This is a genomic window from Pseudomonas sp. SDO52101_S400, assembly GCF_054071635.1.
Map to the genome: position 1 here is coordinate 32,497 of NZ_JBSVWF010000036.1, position 20,659 is coordinate 53,155.

Sequence of the window (20,659 nt, forward strand, 5' to 3'; positions counted from 1 at the left end):
CTCCTTTTTCAAATGACGACTTTGCATCAGGCCTAAAGAAAAAACCGCACGCCATGATGGCAGTGCGGTTTTTCCATGACAGCAAGCAACGATTACAAACTATTACGCCTGGTGGCTAGTAACGTAGTCGATTGCAGCTTGTACAGTAGTGATCTTCTCAGCTTCTTCGTCAGGGATTTCGGTCTCGAATTCCTCTTCCAGAGCCATCACCAGCTCAACGGTGTCAAGGGAGTCGGCACCCAGGTCTTCTACGAAGGAAGCAGTGTTTACCACTTCTTCTTCTTTAACACCCAGTTGCTCGGCAACGATTTTCTTGACGCGCTCTTCGATGGTGCTCATACCTTGTTTTCACTCCTAATGGACAAATTCAGGCAGCTGGCCAGTGGGTAAGTGTATAGAAAGACTTTTCAGCTTTTCAACTGAAAGCTTCACTCCTCAAACCCTGCGGCCCTCTGCCTATAAATAGATTGCAGCTTTATAACGGATTTTAGACAGCTCGTATGACATTTTTTTGAAGCAATCCGTCACATTTGAATTACATGTACATCCCGCCGTTAACCGGGATTGTAGCCCCGGTCACGTATGCCGCACCGTCGGATGCAAGAAAAGCGACCACGGACGCGATCTCTTGAGCTTGTCCCAGACGGCCCAGCGGAATCTGCGTCTGCAAGGCTTCACGCTGTGCTTCAGGCAGCTCGCGAGTCATATCGGTGTCGATGAACCCAGGGGTTACCGAGTTGACCGTAATCGAACGCGAACCGACTTCACGCGCCATGGCACGGCTGAAACCTTCCAGACCGGCCTTGGCGGCTGCATAGTTTACTTGGCCAGCGTTGCCCATGGCACCCACCACCGAGCCAATACTGATAATTCGGCCCCAACGCGCCTTGGTCATGCCACGCAGAACGCCCTTGGACAGGCGATACAGACTGTTCAGGTTGGTATCGATCACGTCGTACCACTCGTCGTCTTTCATGCGCATCATCAGGTTATCGCGGGTGATGCCGGCATTGTTGACCAGGATCGCCACCGGCGCACCGAACTGCTCCTGGATGCTCGCGAGGACCTTGGTGACCGATTCGTCACTGGTGACGTTCAGTTCGAAACCTGCGCCCTGAATGCCGTTTTCCTTCAGGGTCGCAGCAATGCGCTCGGCGCCCGAAGCGGAAGTCGCGGTACCAACAACGATGGCGCCCTGACGACCCAGTTCCAGTGCGATAGCCTGGCCGATACCACGGCTTGCGCCGGTGACCAGTGCAACTTTACCTTGCAGACTCATGCAAGCTTCTCCTGATTCAGACAGCCGCTGCGCGAGCAGCAGCGAACGCGTCTGGGGTATTGAGGTTGGAAGTCGAAACGCCTTCGGCGCAACGTTTGTTCAGACCGGCCAGCACCTTGCCAGGGCCGCACTCGACCAGATTGGTCGCGCCTTTGGCGGCCAGAGTCTGTACGGACTCGACCCAGCGAACCGGCTTGTAGAGTTGTTCCAGCAGATCGCGCTTGAGGGTTTCCAGATCCGCCGGCACCTGAGCGCTGACGTTCTGTACCACAGGGATCTGCGGCGCCTGCCAGTCAATGGCGGCGATGGATTCGGCGAAACGCTCGGCAGCCGGGCGCATCAGCTCGCAGTGCGACGGCACGCTGACCGGCAGCGGCATGGCACGCTTGGCGCCACGGGCCTTGCAGCCTTCGATGGCGCGCTCGACAGCAGCCTTGGCACCGGCGATCACGACCTGGCCCGGGGAGTTGAAGTTCACCGCGCTGACCACGTCGCCTTGCGCCGCTTCGGCACAGGCTGCCAGCACGTCGGCATCTTCCAGACCGAGGATGGCAGCCATGCCACCCTGCCCGGCCGGAACGGCTTCCTGCATCAGCTGGCCACGGCGCTCGACGAGCTTCACCGCGTCCGCCAGGCTCAGGCTGCCCGCAGCGACCAACGCGCTGTACTCACCCAGGCTGTGACCGGCAACGAACGCCGGGCGCGCACCACCTTCCGCCAGCCACAGACGCCACAGGGCGATCGAAGCGGTCAGAATGGCCGGTTGGGTTTTATCGGTTTGATTGAGCAGCTCTTCCGGGCCCTGCTGGGTCAGCGCCCACAGGTCGTAGCCCAGAGCATCGGATGCTTCTTTGAAAGTTTCGAGGATCAGCGGATGTTGCGCGCCCAGCTCGGCCAGCATGCCGAGGGACTGCGAACCCTGTCCTGGAAAGACGAATGCGAGGGAAGCAGACATGTAACAAGCCCCTAATGATCTTGTCGTCGGAAAAATGGCATCCCGCTAGAGGGACGCAAGAAACTGACAGTTGGATGGCCCTTTGAACCGGGCGGTCACATTTAAGCATTGTCCGACGAAAACGCCTAAGACAACAAATCCTCCAGACGGCCGTGCAGGCGTTCGGGAAGATTCTCCTGAATCTCGATCAACGCTCGCTGAATGGCGCTCTGAAACCCCTGAACCCCGGCGGAACCGTGACTTTTCACCACGATCCCCTGCAAACCGAGGAAGCTTGCACCGTTGTGCCGCGCCGGCGCCAGATCAGCCTGCAGACGCTTCATCAAGGGCAGCGCCAGAGCGCCGACAGCGCGGGAGGCGAGGTTTTTCTTGAACAAGGCCTCGATGCGCGCCGCGATCATCGTCGCCAGGCCTTCGCTGGACTTGAGCAGGATGTTGCCGACGAAACCGTCACACACCACCACATCCGCCTCGCCGCGATACAAGCCGTCGCCTTCGATGAAACCGATGTAGTTAATGCCCCGGGCCGCCTGAAGCAACGTCGCAGCCAGTTTGACCTGCTGATTGCCCTTGATGTCTTCAGTGCCGATATTCAGCAGCGCAACACGCGGACGTGCAATGCCAAGGGTTTGCGCCGCCACTGAACCCATCACGGCGAACTGCAGCAAGTGCTCGGCACTGCAATCGACGTTGGCGCCGAGATCGAGCAACTGGCAGTAACCCTTCTGAGTAGGGATCGCCGCGACCATGGCCGGACGATCAATCCCCGGCAGGGTCTTGAGCACAAATCGCGACAGGGCCATCAACGCACCGGTATTGCCGGCACTGACACAGGCCTGAACCTTGCCATCACGCAACAATTCAAGGGCGACACGCATCGACGAGTCCGGCTTGCCACGCAGAGCCTGGGCAGGTTTTTCGTCCATGGTGATGACTTCGGACGCCGGAACAATCGTCAGGCGCGCGCGATCGGCAGCCGATTGACCGGTGATCAATTCTTCAAGAAGGGAGGGTTGACCGACGAGGGTCAGGTGCAGCGAGGGCGTAGCAGAAAGGCAAGCAAGACTGGCCTGAACAATGCTGCGGGGACCGAAGTCCCCGCCCATTGCGTCAATCGCGATGACTTGAGCGGACAAGTGATTACTCGTCAGCGCCCTTGTCGATCACTTTACGGCCACGGTATACGCCTTCTGGCGATACGTGGTGACGCAGGTGAACTTCACCAGTGGTTTTTTCTACAGACAGGGTGCTAGCCTCGAGAGCGTCGTGCGAACGGCGCATGTCACGGGCAGAGCGGGATTTTTTGTTCTGCTGAACAGCCATAATTGATTAACTCCTAAACGTTTGGGTCACGCTTTAACTGCGCCAATACACTGAACGGGTTGGACCGCGTTACCTCGTCCTCGCTCGGTTCGGGCTCATCTGCTCCCGCCGGCTGCTGGCATTCTTCCGGATGATGAGCAGGCACAATGGGCAAGGCGAGCAGAAGCTCCTCCTCGATCAGTGACTGCAGATCCAATGGATCTTCGCCCAGTTCCAGCACGTCATAACCTTTCGGTAACGACTGGGTATTCGCACCCTCCTTCACTACAGCGTAACTGCATTCGCTGTGGATCGGCAGGGTGACCAGCTCAAGACAACGCTGGCAAACCATTTTGACTTCGGTGTCGATAAAGCTGTGGATCACCACAGATTTACGTTCATCTCGTTCAAAAACGAATTTAGCCTGCACCGTACCGACATCGTCGGAAAGCGGGTCGCAGAGTCTCTTCAAATCGGCCAGCAGCAGTTCACCTTGAAGGGTGGTGCCACGGTCAGCCAATTTGCGCGGGTCAACGTGAGGTGGAATCGGGTCATTCAACATAGGCGCAGCATTATAGGGATGCACCCGCCCATGTCAAAGGAAATTGCGCCCTGTCCGTCACTTACGCGGCTCCGCTAGAATCTGCCACCTGCCTCTGGAGATCCGAATGCTGCCTTTATTACTTGCTTCAAGCTCTACCTATCGTCGGGAATTACTCAATCGCCTGCGCTTGCCGTTCGTCTGCAGCTCACCGGATATCGACGAAAGCCATCGCTCGGGCGAGCCAGCAATCGAACTTGTCAAACGCCTTGCCGAACAGAAAGCTCGCGCCCTGGCCGACAGCCACCCTGCTCATCTGATCATCGGCTCCGACCAGGTTGCAGTACTCGGCGAGCGAATCATCGGCAAGCCCCACACTTTTGAAAACGCCAGAGAACAACTGATGGCCGCCAGCGGCGCCAGTGTGACCTTCCTCACTGGCCTGGCCCTGCTCAACAGCCAGACAGGCCACTGCCAGGTCGACTGCGTGCCTTTCACCGTGCACATGCGCGCACTGGATCAAGCCCGCATCGAGCGCTACTTGCACGCCGAACAACCCTACGACTGCGCCGGCAGTTTCAAGGCCGAAGGACTGGGCGTGAGCCTGTTCCAGTCCACCGAAGGCCCGGACGCCACAAGCCTGATCGGCCTGCCGCTGATTCGCCTGATCGACATGCTGCTGGCGGAAGGCGTACAGGTTCCCTGATCAACAAAAAACCGGCCACGAAGGCCGGTTTCTTTATGCATCAAGCGATCAACGCAACGATGGCCCGTGGAAACCCATCCACATTGCCAACTGCTCGGCCACACTGGCGCCCAGTTTTTTCGAGAAGCGGTCGAACGGCGATTCCTGAACGGTGAAGTCCACCAGTTCCTTTTCGCCAATCACGTCACGCGCCACCGAACTGGCATTGCCCAGACCATCGATCAACCCCAGCGGCAGCGCCTGCTCACCCGACCAGACCAGACCGGAGAACAACTCTGGATGCTCCTTGTCCTTCAGTCGATCGCCACGCCCCTGCTTCACGCTGTTGATGAACTGCTTGTGCGTGGTATCCAGCACGCTTTGCCAGAACGCCGTTTCTTCCGGCTTCTGCGGCTGGAACGGGTCGAGGAACGACTTGTGTTCGCCGGAGGTGTAAGTGCGACGCTCGACGCCCAGCTTCTCCATGGTGCCGACAAAGCCGTAACCGGCCGCTGTCACGCCGATGGAGCCCACCAGGCTCGCCTTGTCGGCGTAGATCTGATCTGCGGCGCTGGCAATGTAATAGGCCCCTGAGGCACCGAGATCGGAAATCACCGCATACAACTTGGTATCCGGATGCAGGCCGCGCAGGCGCTTGATCTCGTCATACACGTAACCCGACTGCACCGGACTGCCGCCAGGACTGTTGATGCGCAGGATCACGCCCTTGACCTTCTTGTCCTCGAACGCTGCGCGCAGACTGCCGACGATATTGTCGGCACTGGCCGGCTCCTTGTCGGCAATCATGCCGGTGACGTCGATCAACGCGGTGTAGTTCGGACCGCGAGTGGCGCTTTTTTCCATGTCCATCAACGGCGTGAACAGGATCAGCGCAACAAACAGATAAACAAACGTCAGCAGCTTGAAGAAGATCCCCCAACGCCTGGAACGACGCTGCTCTTGCACACCGGCCAGCAAAGTCTTTTCCAGCAGCTTCCAGCTTTTCGCGTCACCGTCATCGGCAGTTGCCCTGGCCGGTGCTTTCCATTCGTCGGTCATGCCATCCACCCCAGCAAAAACGTATTAAGCCTGCTGCGCAAGCCAGGCATGCAATTCACAAAATCGGTCAATCGACAGCCGCGGCTCGAACTGCTGCAGCGATTCGATCGATTGCGCGCCATAACTGACCGCCACCGAATCCATCCCCGCATTGCGTGCCATCAGCAGATCGAAGGACGAATCGCCGACCATCAGCGCTTGTTCGGCACGCACACCGCAATGCGCAAGAATCTGCTCCAGCATCAGAGGGTGAGGCTTGCTCGCCGTTTCATCGGCCGCGCGAGTGATATCGAAATAATCTTCCCAACCATTGGCCTTGAGCACCCGATCCAGCCCGCGACGATTCTTGCCGGTCGCGACCGCCAGTTGGTAACCCTGCTCGCGAAAAGACGCCATCGACTCGACTACACCTTCGAACAACGGTGAAGGCACGGCTTCCGCAGCGATGTAATGATCCGCGTAATACTCGCGAAACAAGGTCATTTCGGCATCGCTGATTTCCGGATACAAGGTACGGATCGCCTCGGGCAAGCCCAGACCGATGATGCCTTTGACGGCAAAATCATCACGCAACTCGAAACCTGAACGCCCGGATGCCGAGTGCATTGCCTCGACAATCCGATGAATGGAATCGGCCAAGGTGCCATCCCAATCGAAGATCAGCAGTTTGTAATCAGATGGGCGCACTCAATCGCTCCACAGTCTTGGCCCACATTTCATCGACCGGCGCCTGCAACTTGAGTTCACCGCCATCGGGCAGCGGCACGGTCAGCATGTAGGCGTGCAGGAACAAACGCTTGCCGCCCAGATCACGGATTTCCTTACTGAAACTGTCATCGCCGTATTTGGTGTCACCGGCAATGCAGTGCCCGGCGTGCAACGTGTGGACGCGGATCTGGTGCGTGCGACCGGTGATCGGCTTGGCTTCGATCAGAGTGGCAAAATCGCCAAAGCGACGCAGGACCTTGAACACGGTCACAGACTCCTTGCCCTCCTCCTCGTCGACCTCGACCATGCGCTCACCGGAGCGCAGATTGCTCTTGCCGAGCGCCGCACGGACTTGCTTGATCGAGGTTGCCCAGTTGCCGCGAACCAGTGCCATGTAGCGCTTATCGACACCATCACCGCGCAACGCGGCATGCAAGTGACGCAACATGCTGCGCTTCTTGGCGATCATCAGCAGGCCGGAGGTATCACGGTCGAGACGGTGAACCAGCTCGAGCTCCTTGGCATCGGGGCGCAACTGACGAAAGGCTTCGATAACGCCGTAATTCAAGCCGCTGCCACCGTGAACCGCAATGCCGGCGGGCTTGTTGATCACGATCAGGGCTTTGTCTTCGTAGACAATCGAGGCTTCCAGGCGCTGCAACAGGCCTTGGGCCAAAGGCACCGGCTCGTCACGCTCAGGCACGCGAACCGGCGGCACGCGCACGATATCGCCGGCCTGCAGCTTGTATTCGGGCTTGATCCGACCTTTGTTAACCCGCACTTCGCCTTTGCGCAAAATGCGGTAAATCAAGGTCTTGGGCACGCCTTTGAGCCGGGCGAGGAGAAAATTGTCGATTCGTTGGCCGGCATATTCCGGCGAGACCTCAAGCAATTGAACGCCTGGAGTCGAAGGGGCAGTAGTCGTCATGGCGCGGATGATAACAATTTTTATGGAATTGAAGCACTTAATCATTGCTGCTATAGTCGCGAACGCCGCCAAAAGCGGCCTGGACAGCGGAACCACGGTCAAAAACCGGCCCTGACCAACGCAATTCACCAGGACGCGAGGCCGTCCTACGGGGCTTTCGCTACGTAACGGTGGAGTTTGCAGCTGTAACAAGCGCAGGTGACATGAGGCCTGAATCACGCCGCAAAGCAGAGTTTTGACTCGCCACGCGAGCCATATTCACGGCCAGTTCACAAAGTGCAGTCAGCCGCAGATGACCCCGAGCGAAAGCGCCGGAAACACCGCCTGAATTAGCCATGATGCGTGACCTCCCCTTTCGGAGCTCACGGTAAATGCCAACCCGCTGCGGATTCTGCGCGCGGCAGCACCCGAATTATCAGGGATACGTGTAGGGTGGAGATGCACAACCGCTGGACTGTGTAGCAACAGGTTTTATCAAGACGCTTCATCTCGTCCACAGCCGCGGTTGATTCCTCCTCCTGACTGAGTGCTTAAGTAGCCACAGCAAGCAGGACGCGTACGTCGCGATAACGGCCCAATTGGCCGGACATCGCTGGACACGGGAATGGCCAACCACTCCCGACGCACCTGACACCGACCGTGAGAAGTCGTGTGTGCCGAACGCCGTTTCCGGCAGCCCGGAAACCGACGGTACTACATGAAAAGAATGCTGATTAACGCAACTCAACCCGAAGAGTTGCGTGTTGCACTGGTAGATGGCCAGCGCCTCTACGACCTGGACATCGAATCCGGTGCACGCGAGCAGAAAAAGGCCAACATCTATAAAGGCCGTATCACTCGCATCGAACCAAGCCTTGAGGCTGCCTTTGTCGATTTCGGCTCCGAGCGCCACGGCTTCCTGCCCCTCAAAGAAATCTCCCGCGAATACTTCAAGAAAGCCCCTGAAGGCCGCGTCAACATCAAGGACGTCCTGAGCGAAGGCCAGGAAGTCATCGTTCAGGTCGAAAAAGAAGAACGTGGCAACAAGGGCGCAGCCCTGACCACCTTCATCAGCCTGGCCGGTCGTTACCTCGTTCTGATGCCGAACAACCCGCGTGCCGGCGGTATCTCCCGCCGCATCGAAGGCGAAGAGCGCAACGAACTGCGTGAAGCGCTGAACGGCCTGGTCGCTCCAGCCGACATGGGCCTGATCGTGCGCACTGCCGGCCTGGGCCGCAGCAGCGAAGAAATGCAGTGGGACCTCGATTACCTCCTGCAACTCTGGACCGCTATCAAGGAAGCCTCGCTGGATCGTTCCGCGCCATTCCTGATCTACCAGGAAAGCAACGTCATCATTCGCGCCATCCGCGATTACCTGCGCCAGGACATCGGCGAAGTGCTGATCGACAGCGTTGAAGCCCAGGACGAAGCCCTGACCTTCATCCGCCAGGTGATGCCGCAGTACGCCAGCAAGATCAAGCTGTACGAAGACAGCGTTCCGCTGTTCAACCGTTTCCAGATCGAAAGCCAGATCGAAACCGCTTTCCAGCGCGTCGTCGAACTGCCTTCCGGCGGCTCCATCGTCATCGATCCGACCGAAGCCCTGGTGTCCATCGACATCAACTCGGCGCGCGCCACCAAAGGCAGCGACATCGAAGAAACCGCCCTGCAGACCAACCTTGAAGCGGCTGAAGAAATCGCCCGTCAGTTGCGCCTGCGCGACATCGGCGGCCTGATCGTCATCGACTTCATCGACATGACCCCTGCCAAGAACCAGCGCGCCGTGGAAGAGAAAGTCCGCGAATGCCTGGAAGCCGACCGCGCCCGCGTGCAGATCGGCCGCATCTCGCGCTTCGGCCTGCTGGAAATGTCCCGTCAGCGCCTGCGTCCTTCGCTCGGCGAAAGCAGCGGCATCGTCTGCCCGCGCTGCAGCGGCACCGGCATCATCCGTGACGTTGAGTCGCTGTCCCTGGCGATCCTGCGCCTGATCGAAGAAGAAGCCCTGAAAGACCGCACCGCCGAAGTTCGCGCCCAGGTGCCGATCCCGGTGGCCGCGTTCCTGCTCAACGAAAAACGCAACTCGATCACCAAGATCGAACTGCGCACCCGCGCCCGCATCGTCATTCTGCCGAACGATCACCTCGAAACCCCGCATTTCGAAGTTCAGCGCCTGCGTGACGACAGCCCGGAAGCCGCGACCAACCAGTCCAGCTACGAAATCGCTGCCGCTGCCGCCGATGTCGAAGACGTCCAGCCAGCCGCCGCGACCCGCACCCTGGTTCGCCAGGAAGCTGCGGTCAAGACCGCTCCGGCCCGCGCCAACGCTCCGGTTCCGACCGAAGTTGCCGCACCGGCTCCAGCACCTGCTCCGGTTGCCGCGCCAGAGCCAAGCCTGTTCAAAGGCCTGGTGAAGTCGCTGGTCAGCCTGTTCGCCACCAAGGAGGAGCCAGCAGCTCCGGTTGTGGTTGAAAAACCTGCCGCCGAGCGTCCGGCCCGCAACGAAGAGCGTCGCAACGGTCGTCAGCAGAGCCGCAACCGTAACGGTCGCCGCGATGAAGAACGCAAGCCGCGCGAAGAACGTGCACCGCGTGAAGAACGCGCACCACGTGAGCCGCGTGAAGAGCGTCAACCGCGCGAGCCACGTGAAGTCCGCGAGCCACGCGAGTCCCGCGACGAAGCGCCGGCAGCCCGCGAAGAACGCGCACCACGCGCACCTCGTGAAGAACGTGCACCACGAGCTCCGCGTGAAGATCGCAAGCCGCGTGGCGAACGTGAAGAGCGCGTACGTGAACTGCGTGAACCTCTGGATGCCGCACCAGCCGCCGCTGCCGCTGTTGCTGCCACCACTGAAGAGCGTCCAGCTCGTCAGCCGCGTGAAGAGCGCGCACCACGTCCACCGCGTGAAGAGCGTCAACCGCGTGCCGAACAAGCCGCTGCCGCTGTTGCTGAAGAAGAAGTGAACACCAATGAAGAACAACTGCCGGAAGACGGTTCGGAGAACGCCGAAGGCGATCGCCCACGCCGCCGCTCCCGTGGTCAGCGTCGTCGCAGCAACCGTCGCGAGCGTCAGCGCGATGCCAACGGCAACGTGATCGAAGGTTCGGAAGAATCCGCCGAGAACGCTGAAGGCGTCGAGCCGAGCACTGCCGATCTGGCTGCTGGCCTGGCTGTGACTGCCGCTGTTGCCAGCACCGTGATCAGCGCTCCGGCCGAAGCTCAGGCCCACGAGCAAGCTGAACGCGCTACCGCTGCAACGCTGGAAACCGCTCCAGTTGAAGCTCCGGTCGTTGAAGCAACCACTCCGGTTGAAGTAGCTGCTGCTCCGGAAGTCGAAGTGGCTCCGGTTCGCGAAGCTCAGCCTCAGGTTGAAGTCGCTGCCGAACCTGCTTTCGTCGCCCAGGAGCCTGTTGCAGTTGCAGAGTCGGTTGTTGAAACCGTCGCTGAAACCGTGACCGAAACCGTGCGTGAAGTTCGCGAAGAACAGACCGCATTCAACTGGGTAGCCGAACCGGCTGTCGCTGAAACGCCAGCACCAGTGGTCGAAGCACCTGTAGCCGAAGAAGCCAAGGCTGCCGAGCCAGTGGTGGTTGCTGAACCGGCACCTGTCGTTGAAGTGCCGGTCGTAGAAGCGCCAGTCGTAGCCGAAGCACCAGCCCCTGTAGTTGAAGCGGCTCCGGTGAGCGCCCTGACGCCAAGTGGCCGCGCGCCGAACGACCCACGTGAAGTGCGTCGCCGCAAGCGTGAAGAAGAGCGTCTGCAGAAGGAAGCCGAACTGGCTGCCGCTGCCGCCGCTGCTCCAGCCGTTGCCGAAGTGGTCGAGGCAGCCCCTGCCCCGGTCGCTGAAGAAGTTGCAGTGGAAGCCGTGATTGCCAAAGCACCACGCTCCGTTCAGGACGCGGTCGAGCACCACGAACAGGCCCAGGAAAAAGAACACGAGCCTAAACCTCTCGTCTGATTCCGACCGCCAATGAAAAGCCCCGCCTGGTAATCCAGGCGGGGCTTTTTTTTACCTCGTGGTTTGTATCAGGCCGGCGGAAAAACCAGCGCCTGCGGCACATCGATATCCCACAGCACGCCAGGATCATCCACGGTAACCTCGACCACCCGCCCCTGCTTGAACAAAGGTCTGGCCCCGTGATCACCGGACAATGCCATCAACCCTGGCCCAAATGACCGACCAAATCCAACCGGATGCCCGTATTCACCTTTGAGCACCAGCACACTGACCGCATCGTCGGCAATCGCCGCCACTACCCGCTCAATGCTCGACGGCAGGATAAACGGCATATCGCCCAGCACGATCAGCCAGCCATCGAGATCCGGGCAAGCCGCGACGCCCGCCGCAATGCTGTCACCCATCCCGGTGGACTCGATAGAGACAACATCACACCCGTAAGCCTGCGCCATCCGCATCGCCTGCGGCCGTGCTTCGGTGGTCACCAGCACTCGCTTGTCGAGACTCGCCGGCAGGTTCACCAGCGTCTGCTCGATCACCGAGCGCACCGCTCCGTCGCGCCCCGTGCAGTCGGCCAACAGCTTGTCCTTGTCGGCCCCGGCCACTTCGCGAAAGCGGCTGCCTTCGCCCGCCGCCAGCACAATCACTCCGATGGATCGACTCATGCGCGCTCTGCCCTCTTCTGCGTCAACTCGACACCATTCTTGATCGCGACGATTTCCGCCAACAGCGACAAGGCGATTTCCGCCGGGGAATGACTGCCGATCGGCAGACCGATCGGCCCGTGCAATCGAGCGATGGCCGCTTGCGACAAGCCTAGCTCAGCCAGATACTCCCGGCGCTTGAGGCTGTTGACGCGCGAGCCCAGGGCGCCGACGTAAAACGCCTTGGAATCCAGCGCCGTCAGCAGCGCCATGTCATCCAGACGCGGATCATGGGTCAGGGCAACAATGGCCGTGCGCTCGTCGGTTTGAATACTCAGCACCGCCTCATCCGGCATGCCGGGGACAAAGCGGCCATGCTGCTCTTCCCAGTGATACACGAATTCGGTTCGGGGATCGCAGATCAGCACTTCGAAATCCAGCAGCCGCGCCATTTCTGCCACATAACGCGACAACTGACCGGCACCGATCAGCAGCAGGCGCCAGCGCGGGCCGTAGATAGCACGCAAGGTCTTACCATCAAAAACCAATGAATCCGTTTTACTAGCCGGCGAAAGAATCACTTCACCGCTTTCAAGATTCAGCTCGCGGGCAACGATTTCGTGAGCCTCACAACGAGCCAACAACTCGGCGACCCATGCCGGATCGCCGACTCGCTCTTCGGTCAGGCGTAAAGTGCCGCCACAAGGCAGGCCGAACCGCGCAGCTTCCTCCCGCGTCACGCCATAGGTGATCAACTGCACCGGCGGCCCGTCGGCAGGAATCCGCCCATCATGCAAGCGGGCGATCAGATCGTCCTCGACACAACCGCCGGACACCGAGCCGATCACCACGCCGTCCTCGCGCAACGCCAGCATCGCGCCGGGGGCCCGGGGCGCGGTGCCCCAGGTCTGCACCACGCTGAACAACACCACCCGCTGCCCGGCGCGGCGCCATTCGAGCACGCTGCGCAGAACATTGAGATCAGCGCTGTCCATCACGCTTGCGCCTTTTGCCAGCCCTGCAACTGGTAACGCACCGGCAGGTTGCGAATGCGCTGACCGGTGGCCGCGAAGATCGCGTTGCACAGTGCCGGCGCGATCGGAGGCACGCCCGGCTCACCAACACCACCCAACGGCACTTCGCCCGGCGGCGTCACCAGATGCACCGCAACCTCCTTCGGCGCCAGCGACATGCGCGCCACTTCATACATATGGAAGTTGTCCTGTTGCACCTTGCCGTCCTTGAAGCTGATTTCGCCCCACACGGCATTACCCAGGCCCATCACACAAGCGCCTTCGAACTGCGAACGGATCCGCTCGGGGTTGATCTGCGGGCCGCAATCCACGGCGATATCGGCCTTGTGCACGATCAGCGTGCCGTCGTCCTTGACCTCGACTTCGATCACCGCCGCCACATAAGTCACGAAGCTGTAATGCACTGCCAGGCCGAGGCCACGGCCCTTGGGCAATTTCCGCCCCCAACCGGCGGCCTTTGCTGCGGTTTCCAGCACCGTGCGCATGCGCCCGGTGTCGATGGGATAACGCTCAGGGGATTCGCCGTAGTTCCATTCTTCACTGAGCGTGCGCGGGTCGATCTGCCGATCCGGGCCGAGCAACTTGATCTGATACTTAAGCGGGTCTTGCTTGGCTTTGTGCGCCAGTTCGTCGACAAAACTCTGGATCGCAAAACCATGGGGAATGTTCGACACCGAGCGATACCAGCCGACCCGCGTATGGACGGTGGCCTCGGGGTTTTCCAGGCGCACGTTGGGAATCGCGTAAGCCATGTTGGTGAAGCCCATGCCCAGCTCGAACGCAGCTTCATGATTCATGCCCGGCGCGAACAGCGCGGTGATGCTCGGGGCCACCGTGCGGTGCAGCCAGGCGGACGGCAAACCGTCCTTGCCTACACCGGCCTTGAGATACTCGGCCGACACGGTGTGGAAATACGAATTGTGGATGTCGTCTTCTCGCGTCCACTGGACTCGCACTGCCTTGCCGGGAAACTCCTTGGCAAGGATCGCGGCTTCGACAACGAAGTCCGGTTTGGACTTGCGACCGAAACCACCGCCGAGCAGGGTCACGTTGAAGGTCACGTTATCGAACGGCAGGCCAAGGCGCTCGGCGATCCGCTCACGGGTGACCTGCGGCGCCTGACTTGGCGCCCAGGCCTCGCACACGCCCTCTTTATAACGAGCGATGGCCACCATCGGCTCCATCGGCGCCTGTGCCAGATGCGGCAAGTAATAAGACGCCTCGAGGGTACTGGCAGCGCTGCCAATGGCCTTTTCGATGTCGCCGGTATTGCGCACCACCTTGCCCGGTTTCAGCGAAGCGGCTTCCAGATCCTTGCGATAGGCGATCGAGTCGTAACTGGCGTTAGGGCCGTCGTCCCATTCGATCTTCAGCGCCTCGCGCCCCTTGAGCGCCGCCCAGGTGTTGCTGGCGACTACGGCCACGCCGCCCAATGGCTGAAACTCCGAAGGCAGCGGCCGGGGCTCGATCTGAATGACTTTCAGCACGCCCGGCACTTTCAGCGCGGCGCTGTCATCCACCGACTTGACCTTGCCGCCGTAAACCGCAGGACGAGCGATCACGGCGTACAACATGCCGTCAAAATGCACGTCAGCCCCGTACACGGCACGACCGTTGACGATGTCATCGCCGTCGATGGCCTTCGTACCTTCCTTGCCGATGTAGCGGAATTCCGACGGCTGCTTGAGCCGCAGGCTCTCACGGCCCGGGACCGGCAACGCACTCGCGGCAGCGGCGAGCTCGCCATAACCCAGCTCGCGCCCGGACGGTGTGTGAATGACTTTGTGCAATTGCGCGCGGCATTCGCCGACCGGCACCTTCCACTGCGCGGCGGCTGCCTGCTCCAGCATGGTCCGGGCAGCGGCGCCACAACGACGCATCGGTTCGTACCAGTGACGCATGCTGCGTGAGCCGTCGGTGTCCTGGTTGCCGAAACGCACTTCATCGCCCGGCGCCTGCTGAACCTTGACGTGGGCCCAATCGGCTTCCAGCTCATCGGCGACCACCATGGTCAGGCTGGTGCGCACGCCCTGGCCCATTTCCGAGCGGTTGCAGACCACGGTCACCGTGCCGTCTGCGGCAATGCTGACGTAGACCTTCGGATCGTCGATCCAGCCGTTGGGCATGCCATCGGCGCCGAACTTCTTCGGTTTGTCTTCGGCCAGTGCATCCTGCCAGCCCCAACTTGCGGCCAGTACCAGCGCGCCGGTGGCGCCAACACCCTTGAGGAAGCCCCGGCGACTCAGGTTGCTCAGGGCAAAATCGTTCGGTAGACGGCTCATGCCTTGGCCTCCTTCAGGTGAGTGGATGCCTGACGGATCGCAGTCTTGATCCGGTTGTAGGTGCCGCAACGACAAATGTTGCCGACCATCGCCTCTTCGATCTGCTCGTCGCTGGGATTCGGGTTGGTCTTGAGCAACGCGGTGGCAGACATGATCTGCCCACCCTGACAGAAGCCGCACTGGGCCACGGCGGTGTCGAGCCAGGCTTGCTGGACGATCTGGCCAATCGGATCAGCGTGCAGGTTGTCGATGGTGGTCACATTCTGCCCGGCCACAGAGCCGATCGGCGTGATGCAACTGCGCGCCGGCGAGCCGTCGATATGAATGGTGCAGGCGCCGCACAGGCCCATGCCGCAGCCGAACTTGGTGCCGTTGTAACCGGCGACGTCACGGATCGCCCACAGCAGGGGCATGTCTTCGGTGACATCGAGTGGATGGTCTTGACCATTGAGTTTCAGGGTAATCATGGGCACGCCCGCATATTCATGGAGGTTATGGGGTCGAGCAATCTGCCGCCGGAAAATCAGCGGTGGGTTCACGCAGATCGACTCAGGCTAATGAGGCTCTCTTGTACCGACGGAAACGTCTGCACCGGGCCTTTGGTGGAGCAAAAGGTTGTATCGTTAGCTCGCTAAGTTAACCCGGGATTAACAAAAAAGCCCTGCACTTTTTAAATAGTGCAGGGCTTTGGATTGAGCCTTGAAAGCTTAGCCTCAATAACGGTTGGGCTCCATTTCCAGCTCGACATTGAAACGTTCTGCAATGTCTTTCTGGATACGTTGCGCCAGATCGAGCAATTGCAGCCCGGTCGCCGCGCCGTAATTGACCAGCACCAGCGCCTGCAATTTATGCACGCCGGCATCGGCCTCACGAAAGCCCTTCCAGCCGGCGCGCTCGATCAACCAGCCGGCCGCCAGTTTCATCTGCCCGTCCGGTTGCGCGTAGGCCACCAGATCCGGGTGCTGCGCCTTGATCTGTGCGACCACGGCCGCCGACACCAGCGGGTTCTTGAAGAAGCTGCCGGCATTGCCGAGCACCGCCGGATCCGGCAGCTTTTCGCTGCGGATACTGCAAATCGCTCGACTGACGTCTGTCGGCGTCGGCTGCTCGATGCCCTGCTCGGTCAGGCGTTGACGCACCGGGCCGTATTCCAGGTGCAGATGGGCGACTCGATCAAGCTTGAAGCGCACTCGCAGAATCAACCAACGACCCGGCTGCTGCTTGAACACGCTGTCGCGGTAGGCGAAGTTGCACTCTTCCAGACTGAAGTCGCGCAGCTCGCCGGTCTGGCGATCCAGCGCCGTCAGGCCGGCGAACACATCCTTGATCTCGACACCGTAGGCGCCGATGTTCTGCATCGGCGCGGCGCCGACAGTGCCGGGGATCAGACTGAGGTTTTCCAGCCCGGAAAAACCCAGCGCCAGCGTGTGCTGGACAAATGGATGCCACGGCTCACCCGCCTCGGCTTCGATCACCACGCGATTACCATCGTCGCTAATGACGCGGATGCCACGGCTGGCCATGCGCAGCACCAGTGCCGGAATGTCCGCTGTCAGCAGCAGATTGCTGCCGCCACCGATCACCAGCAACGGCACATCGTGGGCGGTCGCATAAGCCAGGGCTTCGCGTACGTCGCCGTCACTGTGGGCTTCGGCAAACAGTTGCGCGCGAACGTCCACACCAAAGGTGTTGAACGGTTTCAGGGAAACCTGGGGGTGTACCTGCAAACTCATAACCGACCCTTCACTTCAATCAGCAACCGGTCGCAGGCGCGCTCGATCAGATCCAGCACCTGCTCGAAACCCTGATCGCCGTCGTAATACGGATCCGGCACCTCATCGACTTCGCCTTCATAGCGGCGCAGGAACAGATCCAGTTCGGCCTTGCCAGTAGACGGTTGCAAGGCCTTGAGGTTGCGCAGGTTGCTGTTGTCCATGGCGAGGATCAGGTCGTAGCTGGCGAAATCGGCGCGGCTGACCTGCTGCGCCCGTTGCGCCGACAGGTCATAACCACGCAGCTTGGCTGCTGCCTGACTGCGCTTGTCCGGCGGATTGCCGACGTGCCAGTCGCCAGTGCCGGCGGAAGCCACTTCGACCCGCCCTTCCAGTCCGGCTTCACGCAATTTGGCGCGCAACACGCCTTCGGCGGTGGGCGAACGGCAGATGTTGCCCAGGCACACGAACAGAACGCGCATCAGGCCTCCAGCAGGCGACGGACGCGCTCGAGGTCTTCGGCGGTGTCGACTCCGGTCGGCGGCGCGATCAACGCGTCAGCCACGTGAATCCGCACGCCATGCCACAGGGCACGCAGTTGTTCGAGGGATTCGGTGTTTTCCAGCCAGCACGGGCCCCAGCTCACGAAATCCTGGAGGAAGCCTGCGCGGTAGGCATAGATGCCGATGTGGCGGCGATACGGCACGCCTTCTGGCAGCACGTCGCGGCTCTTGGCGAACGCATCGCGGGCCCACGGCAGGGTCGCACGACTGAAGGTCAGCGCCAGACCGTTGAGGTCGCTGACCACCTTGACCACGTTCGGGTTGAACAGGGTTTCCACGTCCTCGATCGGCTCGGCCAGAGTGGCCATGCGCGCTTCGGTGTGCGCCGCAAGATTCGCGGCAACCTGATCGATCACGCTTGGCGGAATCAGCGGTTCGTCACCCTGGACGTTGACCACGATGGCATCCGGCTCCAGGCCCAGTTTGGCAGCCACTTCGGCCAGGCGGTCGGTGCCGGAGTTGTGATCTTCACGGGTCAGCACCACTTCGGCGCCGAAGGCCTTGCAGGCTTCGACGATGCGCGCATCGTCGGTGGCCACGACCACACGGCTGGCGCTGCTTTTGCTGGCCTGTTCCCAGACGTGCTGGATCATTGGCTTGCCGGCGATATCCAGCAGCGGTTTCCCCGGCAGACGGGTCGAGGCGTAGCGCGACGGGATGACAACGGTGAAGGCTGTGGTCATTTATCCAGACGCTCGTCGGTGGTCAGGGTGCGGGCTTCGCTTTCCAGCATGACCGGGATGCCATCACGGATCGGGTACGCCAGGCCGGCGCCCTTGCTGATCAGTTCGGTCTTGTCGGCGCTGAGCTTGAGCGGGCCTTTGCAGATCGGGCAGGCGAGGATGTCGAGCAATTTGGTGTCCATGAACATTCCCTGGATAAAAACGGTTTAAGGCAAAAGGCGGTCCGGCAACAGGCGCATCAGTTGCGTGTCGAACCAGGCCACGAAGGCCGGCGACGGCACGGCATCGACCGCCAGGTACCACCAGTCGGCGGCAGCGAAGGCGCGGCACTTCACCGCGTCCTTTTCGGTCATCACCACTGGCAATGACGGCGTGAAACTCAAGGCCTGCACGCTGTATTCGGCGTGGTCGGCAAACGCGTGGGGCACAGGCCGCCAGTCTAGCGCTTCGAGGGTATTGAAGAAACGTTGCGGATTGCCGATCCCGGCCACTGCGTGCAGTGCCTGACCGGGCGGAAACTGATCGAGGGGCCGACGTTCACCGCTGAGCAGATTGACCAGCGCCGTGGGTTGCAGACGGAAGGCGAAACCGCCGTCGCGATCCTCGGGAGCGCCGTTGAACAACACGCCATCGACGCTTTGCAGGCGCTCGACCGGTTCACGCAACGGACCGGCAGGCAGACAGCGCTTGTTGCCCAAACCTCGGGCAGCGTCAATCAGCACCAGTTCAAGATCCCGCGCCAGACGATAGTGCTGCATGCCGTCATCGGACAGGATCAGATCCAGCGGCTCGCTGGCCAGCAAGGCTTTGACGGCGGCGGCGCGGTTCGGGTCGATCATCAGCGGCACACCGGTGCGCTGCACGATCAGCAGCGGCTCGTCGCCTGCGACATCCGCAGCCTGATCGGCTTCGACCCGCCACGGCAATTGCGGTGGCTTGGCGCCGTAACCGCGACTGACCACACCGACCCGCAGCCCGCTGCGACGGCAGTGCTCGATCAACCACAGGATCATCGGCGTCTTGCCGGTGCCGCCGACGGTGATATTGCCGACCACGATCACCGGCACGGGTGACTGATAGATCTCACCCTCGCCGTCGAGAAAACGTTGACGTTTGCTGGCCACAACGCGACGGTACAGCCACTCCAGCGGCCGCAACAGCGTCAGGGCCGGATGCCCCTGATACCACGCGGCGAGCAGACGATCGGACATGGCCATCAGGATTTGGGCGCCGCCTCGACCGTGGTCATGCGCAAATGGCTGAAACCGAGCTTGCCGGCCGCGTCCATGGCGGTGATAACGGATTGATGTTGGGTCTTGCCGTCAGCACTGATCGACAACGGCATGTTGGTGTCGCCGTTGGCTTCTTTCTGCATGGCTTCCATCAGGGTCGCCAGGTCGTTCTTCGGCAGAATCTTGTTGTTCACCGAGAACACGCCTTCCGCGCTGATGGCCACGTCCAGTTGCTTGACCTGCTGATCCTCGGCCGGCGAGCCGCTGACCGCTTCCGGCAAATCGACGCGCAGCTGGGTTTCGCGGGTGAAGGTGGTGGTCACGACGAAAAACAGCAACAGAATGAAAACCACGTCGATCAACGACGCAAGGTTGATGTCGATCGTTTCCCGGGGTTTGCGACGGAATTTCACGCTTTGCCCCCGGCCAGATCGACGTCACGGTCGCCCTGCACCACTTCCACCAGCTTGATCGCTTCCTGCTCCATGCCGACCACCAGTTCATCGATGCGGCGTTGCAGGAAACGGTGGAAGAACACCGACGGAATACCGACCATCAGGCCCGCCGCCGTGGTGATCAGCGCCTTGGAGATACCACCAGCCAGCACCGAAGCGTTGGTGGTCATGCCGGAACCGGTGAAAGCGCTGAAAATATCGATCATGCCCAGCACCGTACCCAGCAGCCCCAGCAGCGGCGACATGGCGGCGATGGTGCCCAGCGCGTTGACGTAGCGTTCCAGCTCGTGAATGACGCGAGCGGCAGCTTCTTCGATGCACTCTTTCATGATCTCGCGACCATGCTTGGAGTTGGCCAGGCCGGCGGCGAGGATTTCACCCAGCGGCGAGTTGGCGCGCAATTCCTTGAGTTTTTCCTTGTTGAGCTGCTTGTCCTTGATCCAGACCCAGACCTGACCCAGCAGATGCTCGGGGGTGACGCGACTGGCGCGCAGCGTCCACAGGCGTTCGGCGACGATCGCCATGGCGGCGATGGAACTCAGAATGATCGGCAACATCATCCAGCCGCCGGATTTGACCAATTCCCACACAGTGACAGCCCCCTCGAAAAAGTGCGCCACTTTACCATACCGGTTCGCGATAAAGACCCGTCGCCCCGACGAC

The 20,659-nt window shown here is 60.8% G+C and carries 22 protein-coding genes; 2 read left to right on the forward strand and 20 right to left on the reverse strand.

The features are described 5' to 3' along the window. Positions 1-102: 102 nt before the first annotated feature. From acpP to ACW9HX_RS18640, 6 genes are all read right to left on the reverse strand, one after another. Positions 103-339, reverse strand: coding sequence for an acyl carrier protein (acpP, locus tag ACW9HX_RS18615; protein ID WP_003175607.1), 237 nt, complete (start codon positions 337-339; stop codon positions 103-105). 196 nt (positions 340-535) lie between these two features. Then, a complete protein-coding gene (fabG, locus tag ACW9HX_RS18620; RefSeq protein ID WP_007950790.1) occupies positions 536-1,279 on the reverse strand; it encodes a 3-oxoacyl-ACP reductase FabG in 744 nt (247 codons plus the stop codon). Between the two features lie 16 nt (positions 1,280-1,295). Beyond that, positions 1,296-2,234 carry an ACP S-malonyltransferase gene (gene fabD / locus ACW9HX_RS18625; protein ID WP_114884744.1) on the reverse strand — a complete coding sequence of 313 codons (939 nt, stop codon included), beginning with the start codon at positions 2,232-2,234 and terminating at the stop codon, positions 1,296-1,298. A gap of 125 nt (positions 2,235-2,359) precedes the next feature. Continuing rightward, entirely contained in the window at positions 2,360-3,370 is a 1,011-nt protein-coding gene (gene plsX, locus ACW9HX_RS18630) for a phosphate acyltransferase PlsX (RefSeq protein WP_074688106.1), read from the reverse strand. 4 nt (positions 3,371-3,374) lie between these two features. Next, on the reverse strand, positions 3,375-3,557 hold the full coding sequence (gene rpmF / locus ACW9HX_RS18635) for a 50S ribosomal protein L32 (RefSeq protein ID WP_003179396.1): 183 nt from the start codon (positions 3,555-3,557) through the stop codon (positions 3,375-3,377). Positions 3,558-3,570: 13 nt separating this feature from the next. Continuing rightward, a complete protein-coding gene (locus ACW9HX_RS18640) occupies positions 3,571-4,098 on the reverse strand; it encodes a YceD family protein (protein WP_003204262.1) in 528 nt (175 codons plus the stop codon). 106 nt (positions 4,099-4,204) lie between these two features. Here ACW9HX_RS18640 and ACW9HX_RS18645 point away from each other — a divergent pair, with 106 nt between their 5' ends. Next, the gene (locus ACW9HX_RS18645) at positions 4,205-4,783 is read left to right on the forward strand and encodes a Maf family protein (protein ID WP_457381720.1); all 579 of its coding nucleotides are present in this window, start codon (positions 4,205-4,207) and stop codon (positions 4,781-4,783) included. Between the two features lie 48 nt (positions 4,784-4,831). Here ACW9HX_RS18645 and sppA read toward each other — a convergent pair whose 3' ends face one another. From sppA to rluC, 3 genes are read right to left on the reverse strand one after another with little or no spacing between them, the layout of a single operon-like run. Beyond that, positions 4,832-5,821 carry a signal peptide peptidase SppA gene (gene sppA / locus ACW9HX_RS18650; RefSeq protein WP_457381721.1) on the reverse strand — a complete coding sequence of 330 codons (990 nt, stop codon included), beginning with the start codon at positions 5,819-5,821 and terminating at the stop codon, positions 4,832-4,834. Between the two features lie 24 nt (positions 5,822-5,845). After that, a complete protein-coding gene (locus tag ACW9HX_RS18655; protein ID WP_457381722.1) occupies positions 5,846-6,508 on the reverse strand; it encodes an HAD-IA family hydrolase in 663 nt (220 codons plus the stop codon). Beyond that, entirely contained in the window at positions 6,495-7,457 is a 963-nt protein-coding gene (gene rluC / locus ACW9HX_RS18660; RefSeq protein WP_025113008.1) for a 23S rRNA pseudouridine(955/2504/2580) synthase RluC, read from the reverse strand. Before rluC ends, ACW9HX_RS18655 begins: the two co-directional genes overlap by 14 nt. 697 nt (positions 7,458-8,154) lie before the next feature. Between rluC and rne the strand changes: the two genes are divergently transcribed. Next, positions 8,155-11,391: a ribonuclease E gene (rne, locus tag ACW9HX_RS18665; protein ID WP_457381723.1), complete on the forward strand. Its 3,237-nt coding sequence runs from the start codon at positions 8,155-8,157 to the stop codon at positions 11,389-11,391. Between the two features lie 68 nt (positions 11,392-11,459). Here rne and ACW9HX_RS18670 read toward each other — a convergent pair whose 3' ends face one another. From ACW9HX_RS18670 to ACW9HX_RS18720, 11 genes are all read right to left on the reverse strand, one after another. Further along, positions 11,460-12,056, reverse strand: coding sequence for a nucleotidyltransferase family protein (locus tag ACW9HX_RS18670; RefSeq protein ID WP_457381724.1), 597 nt, complete (start codon positions 12,054-12,056; stop codon positions 11,460-11,462). Continuing rightward, positions 12,053-13,030 (reverse strand): XdhC family protein, encoded by a 978-nt coding sequence (locus ACW9HX_RS18675; protein WP_457381725.1) that lies wholly within the window; start codon positions 13,028-13,030, stop codon positions 12,053-12,055. The genes ACW9HX_RS18670 and ACW9HX_RS18675 overlap by 4 nt, the downstream gene beginning before the upstream one ends. Beyond that, on the reverse strand, positions 13,030-15,351 hold the full coding sequence (locus ACW9HX_RS18680; protein WP_457381726.1) for a molybdopterin cofactor-binding domain-containing protein: 2,322 nt from the start codon (positions 15,349-15,351) through the stop codon (positions 13,030-13,032). The genes ACW9HX_RS18675 and ACW9HX_RS18680 overlap by 1 nt, the downstream gene beginning before the upstream one ends. Beyond that, a complete protein-coding gene (locus ACW9HX_RS18685) occupies positions 15,348-15,818 on the reverse strand; it encodes a (2Fe-2S)-binding protein (RefSeq protein WP_096820949.1) in 471 nt (156 codons plus the stop codon). Before ACW9HX_RS18685 ends, ACW9HX_RS18680 begins: the two co-directional genes overlap by 4 nt. A 246-nt stretch (positions 15,819-16,064) precedes the next feature. After that, positions 16,065-17,084, reverse strand: coding sequence for a UDP-N-acetylmuramate dehydrogenase (murB, locus tag ACW9HX_RS18690; RefSeq protein WP_457381727.1), 1,020 nt, complete (start codon positions 17,082-17,084; stop codon positions 16,065-16,067). Next, the gene (locus ACW9HX_RS18695) at positions 17,081-17,545 is read right to left on the reverse strand and encodes a low molecular weight protein-tyrosine-phosphatase (RefSeq protein ID WP_457381728.1); all 465 of its coding nucleotides are present in this window, start codon (positions 17,543-17,545) and stop codon (positions 17,081-17,083) included. The genes murB and ACW9HX_RS18695 overlap by 4 nt, the downstream gene beginning before the upstream one ends. Beyond that, positions 17,545-18,309 (reverse strand): 3-deoxy-manno-octulosonate cytidylyltransferase, encoded by a 765-nt coding sequence (gene kdsB, locus ACW9HX_RS18700; protein ID WP_064383500.1) that lies wholly within the window; start codon positions 18,307-18,309, stop codon positions 17,545-17,547. The genes ACW9HX_RS18695 and kdsB overlap by 1 nt, the downstream gene beginning before the upstream one ends. Continuing rightward, positions 18,306-18,491, reverse strand: coding sequence for a Trm112 family protein (locus ACW9HX_RS18705; protein WP_003174668.1), 186 nt, complete (start codon positions 18,489-18,491; stop codon positions 18,306-18,308). Before ACW9HX_RS18705 ends, kdsB begins: the two co-directional genes overlap by 4 nt. A gap of 24 nt (positions 18,492-18,515) precedes the next feature. Next, a complete protein-coding gene (gene lpxK / locus ACW9HX_RS18710) occupies positions 18,516-19,526 on the reverse strand; it encodes a tetraacyldisaccharide 4'-kinase (RefSeq protein ID WP_457381729.1) in 1,011 nt (336 codons plus the stop codon). Continuing rightward, complete coding sequence (locus ACW9HX_RS18715) at positions 19,526-19,954, reverse strand: ExbD/TolR family protein (RefSeq protein WP_007950767.1); 429 nt, start codon at positions 19,952-19,954, stop codon at positions 19,526-19,528. Before ACW9HX_RS18715 ends, lpxK begins: the two co-directional genes overlap by 1 nt. Further along, on the reverse strand, positions 19,951-20,586 hold the full coding sequence (locus ACW9HX_RS18720) for a MotA/TolQ/ExbB proton channel family protein (RefSeq protein WP_162803506.1): 636 nt from the start codon (positions 20,584-20,586) through the stop codon (positions 19,951-19,953). The genes ACW9HX_RS18715 and ACW9HX_RS18720 overlap by 4 nt, the downstream gene beginning before the upstream one ends. Between the last annotated feature and the right edge of the window lie 73 nt (positions 20,587-20,659).

What these genes read in the sequence shown, in the direction of transcription:
- ACW9HX_RS18705 (WP_003174668.1), bottom strand. Translation starts at nt 18,491, where the DNA reads ATGGACACCAAATTGCTCGACATCCTCGCCTGCCCGATCTGCAAAGGC.
- ACW9HX_RS18685 (WP_096820949.1), bottom strand. Translation starts at nt 15,818, where the DNA reads ATGATTACCCTGAAACTCAATGGTCAAGACCATCCACTCGATGTCACC.
- ACW9HX_RS18670 (WP_457381724.1), bottom strand. Translation starts at nt 12,056, where the DNA reads ATGAGTCGATCCATCGGAGTGATTGTGCTGGCGGCGGGCGAAGGCAGC.
- ACW9HX_RS18645 (WP_457381720.1), top strand. Translation starts at nt 4,205, where the DNA reads ATGCTGCCTTTATTACTTGCTTCAAGCTCTACCTATCGTCGGGAATTA.
- rne (WP_457381723.1), top strand. Translation starts at nt 8,155, where the DNA reads ATGAAAAGAATGCTGATTAACGCAACTCAACCCGAAGAGTTGCGTGTT.
- ACW9HX_RS18680 (WP_457381726.1), bottom strand. Translation starts at nt 15,351, where the DNA reads ATGAGCCGTCTACCGAACGATTTTGCCCTGAGCAACCTGAGTCGCCGG.
- lpxK (WP_457381729.1), bottom strand. Translation starts at nt 19,526, where the DNA reads ATGGCCATGTCCGATCGTCTGCTCGCCGCGTGGTATCAGGGGCATCCG.
- murB (WP_457381727.1), bottom strand. Translation starts at nt 17,084, where the DNA reads ATGAGTTTGCAGGTACACCCCCAGGTTTCCCTGAAACCGTTCAACACC.
- ACW9HX_RS18675 (WP_457381725.1), bottom strand. Translation starts at nt 13,030, where the DNA reads ATGGACAGCGCTGATCTCAATGTTCTGCGCAGCGTGCTCGAATGGCGC.
- fabD (WP_114884744.1), bottom strand. Translation starts at nt 2,234, where the DNA reads ATGTCTGCTTCCCTCGCATTCGTCTTTCCAGGACAGGGTTCGCAGTCC.
- rpmF (WP_003179396.1), bottom strand. Translation starts at nt 3,557, where the DNA reads ATGGCTGTTCAGCAGAACAAAAAATCCCGCTCTGCCCGTGACATGCGC.
- ACW9HX_RS18640 (WP_003204262.1), bottom strand. Translation starts at nt 4,098, where the DNA reads ATGTTGAATGACCCGATTCCACCTCACGTTGACCCGCGCAAATTGGCT.
- rluC (WP_025113008.1), bottom strand. Translation starts at nt 7,457, where the DNA reads ATGACGACTACTGCCCCTTCGACTCCAGGCGTTCAATTGCTTGAGGTC.
- sppA (WP_457381721.1), bottom strand. Translation starts at nt 5,821, where the DNA reads ATGACCGACGAATGGAAAGCACCGGCCAGGGCAACTGCCGATGACGGT.
- fabG (WP_007950790.1), bottom strand. Translation starts at nt 1,279, where the DNA reads ATGAGTCTGCAAGGTAAAGTTGCACTGGTCACCGGCGCAAGCCGTGGT.
- ACW9HX_RS18695 (WP_457381728.1), bottom strand. Translation starts at nt 17,545, where the DNA reads ATGCGCGTTCTGTTCGTGTGCCTGGGCAACATCTGCCGTTCGCCCACC.
- acpP (WP_003175607.1), bottom strand. Translation starts at nt 339, where the DNA reads ATGAGCACCATCGAAGAGCGCGTCAAGAAAATCGTTGCCGAGCAACTG.
- kdsB (WP_064383500.1), bottom strand. Translation starts at nt 18,309, where the DNA reads ATGACCACAGCCTTCACCGTTGTCATCCCGTCGCGCTACGCCTCGACC.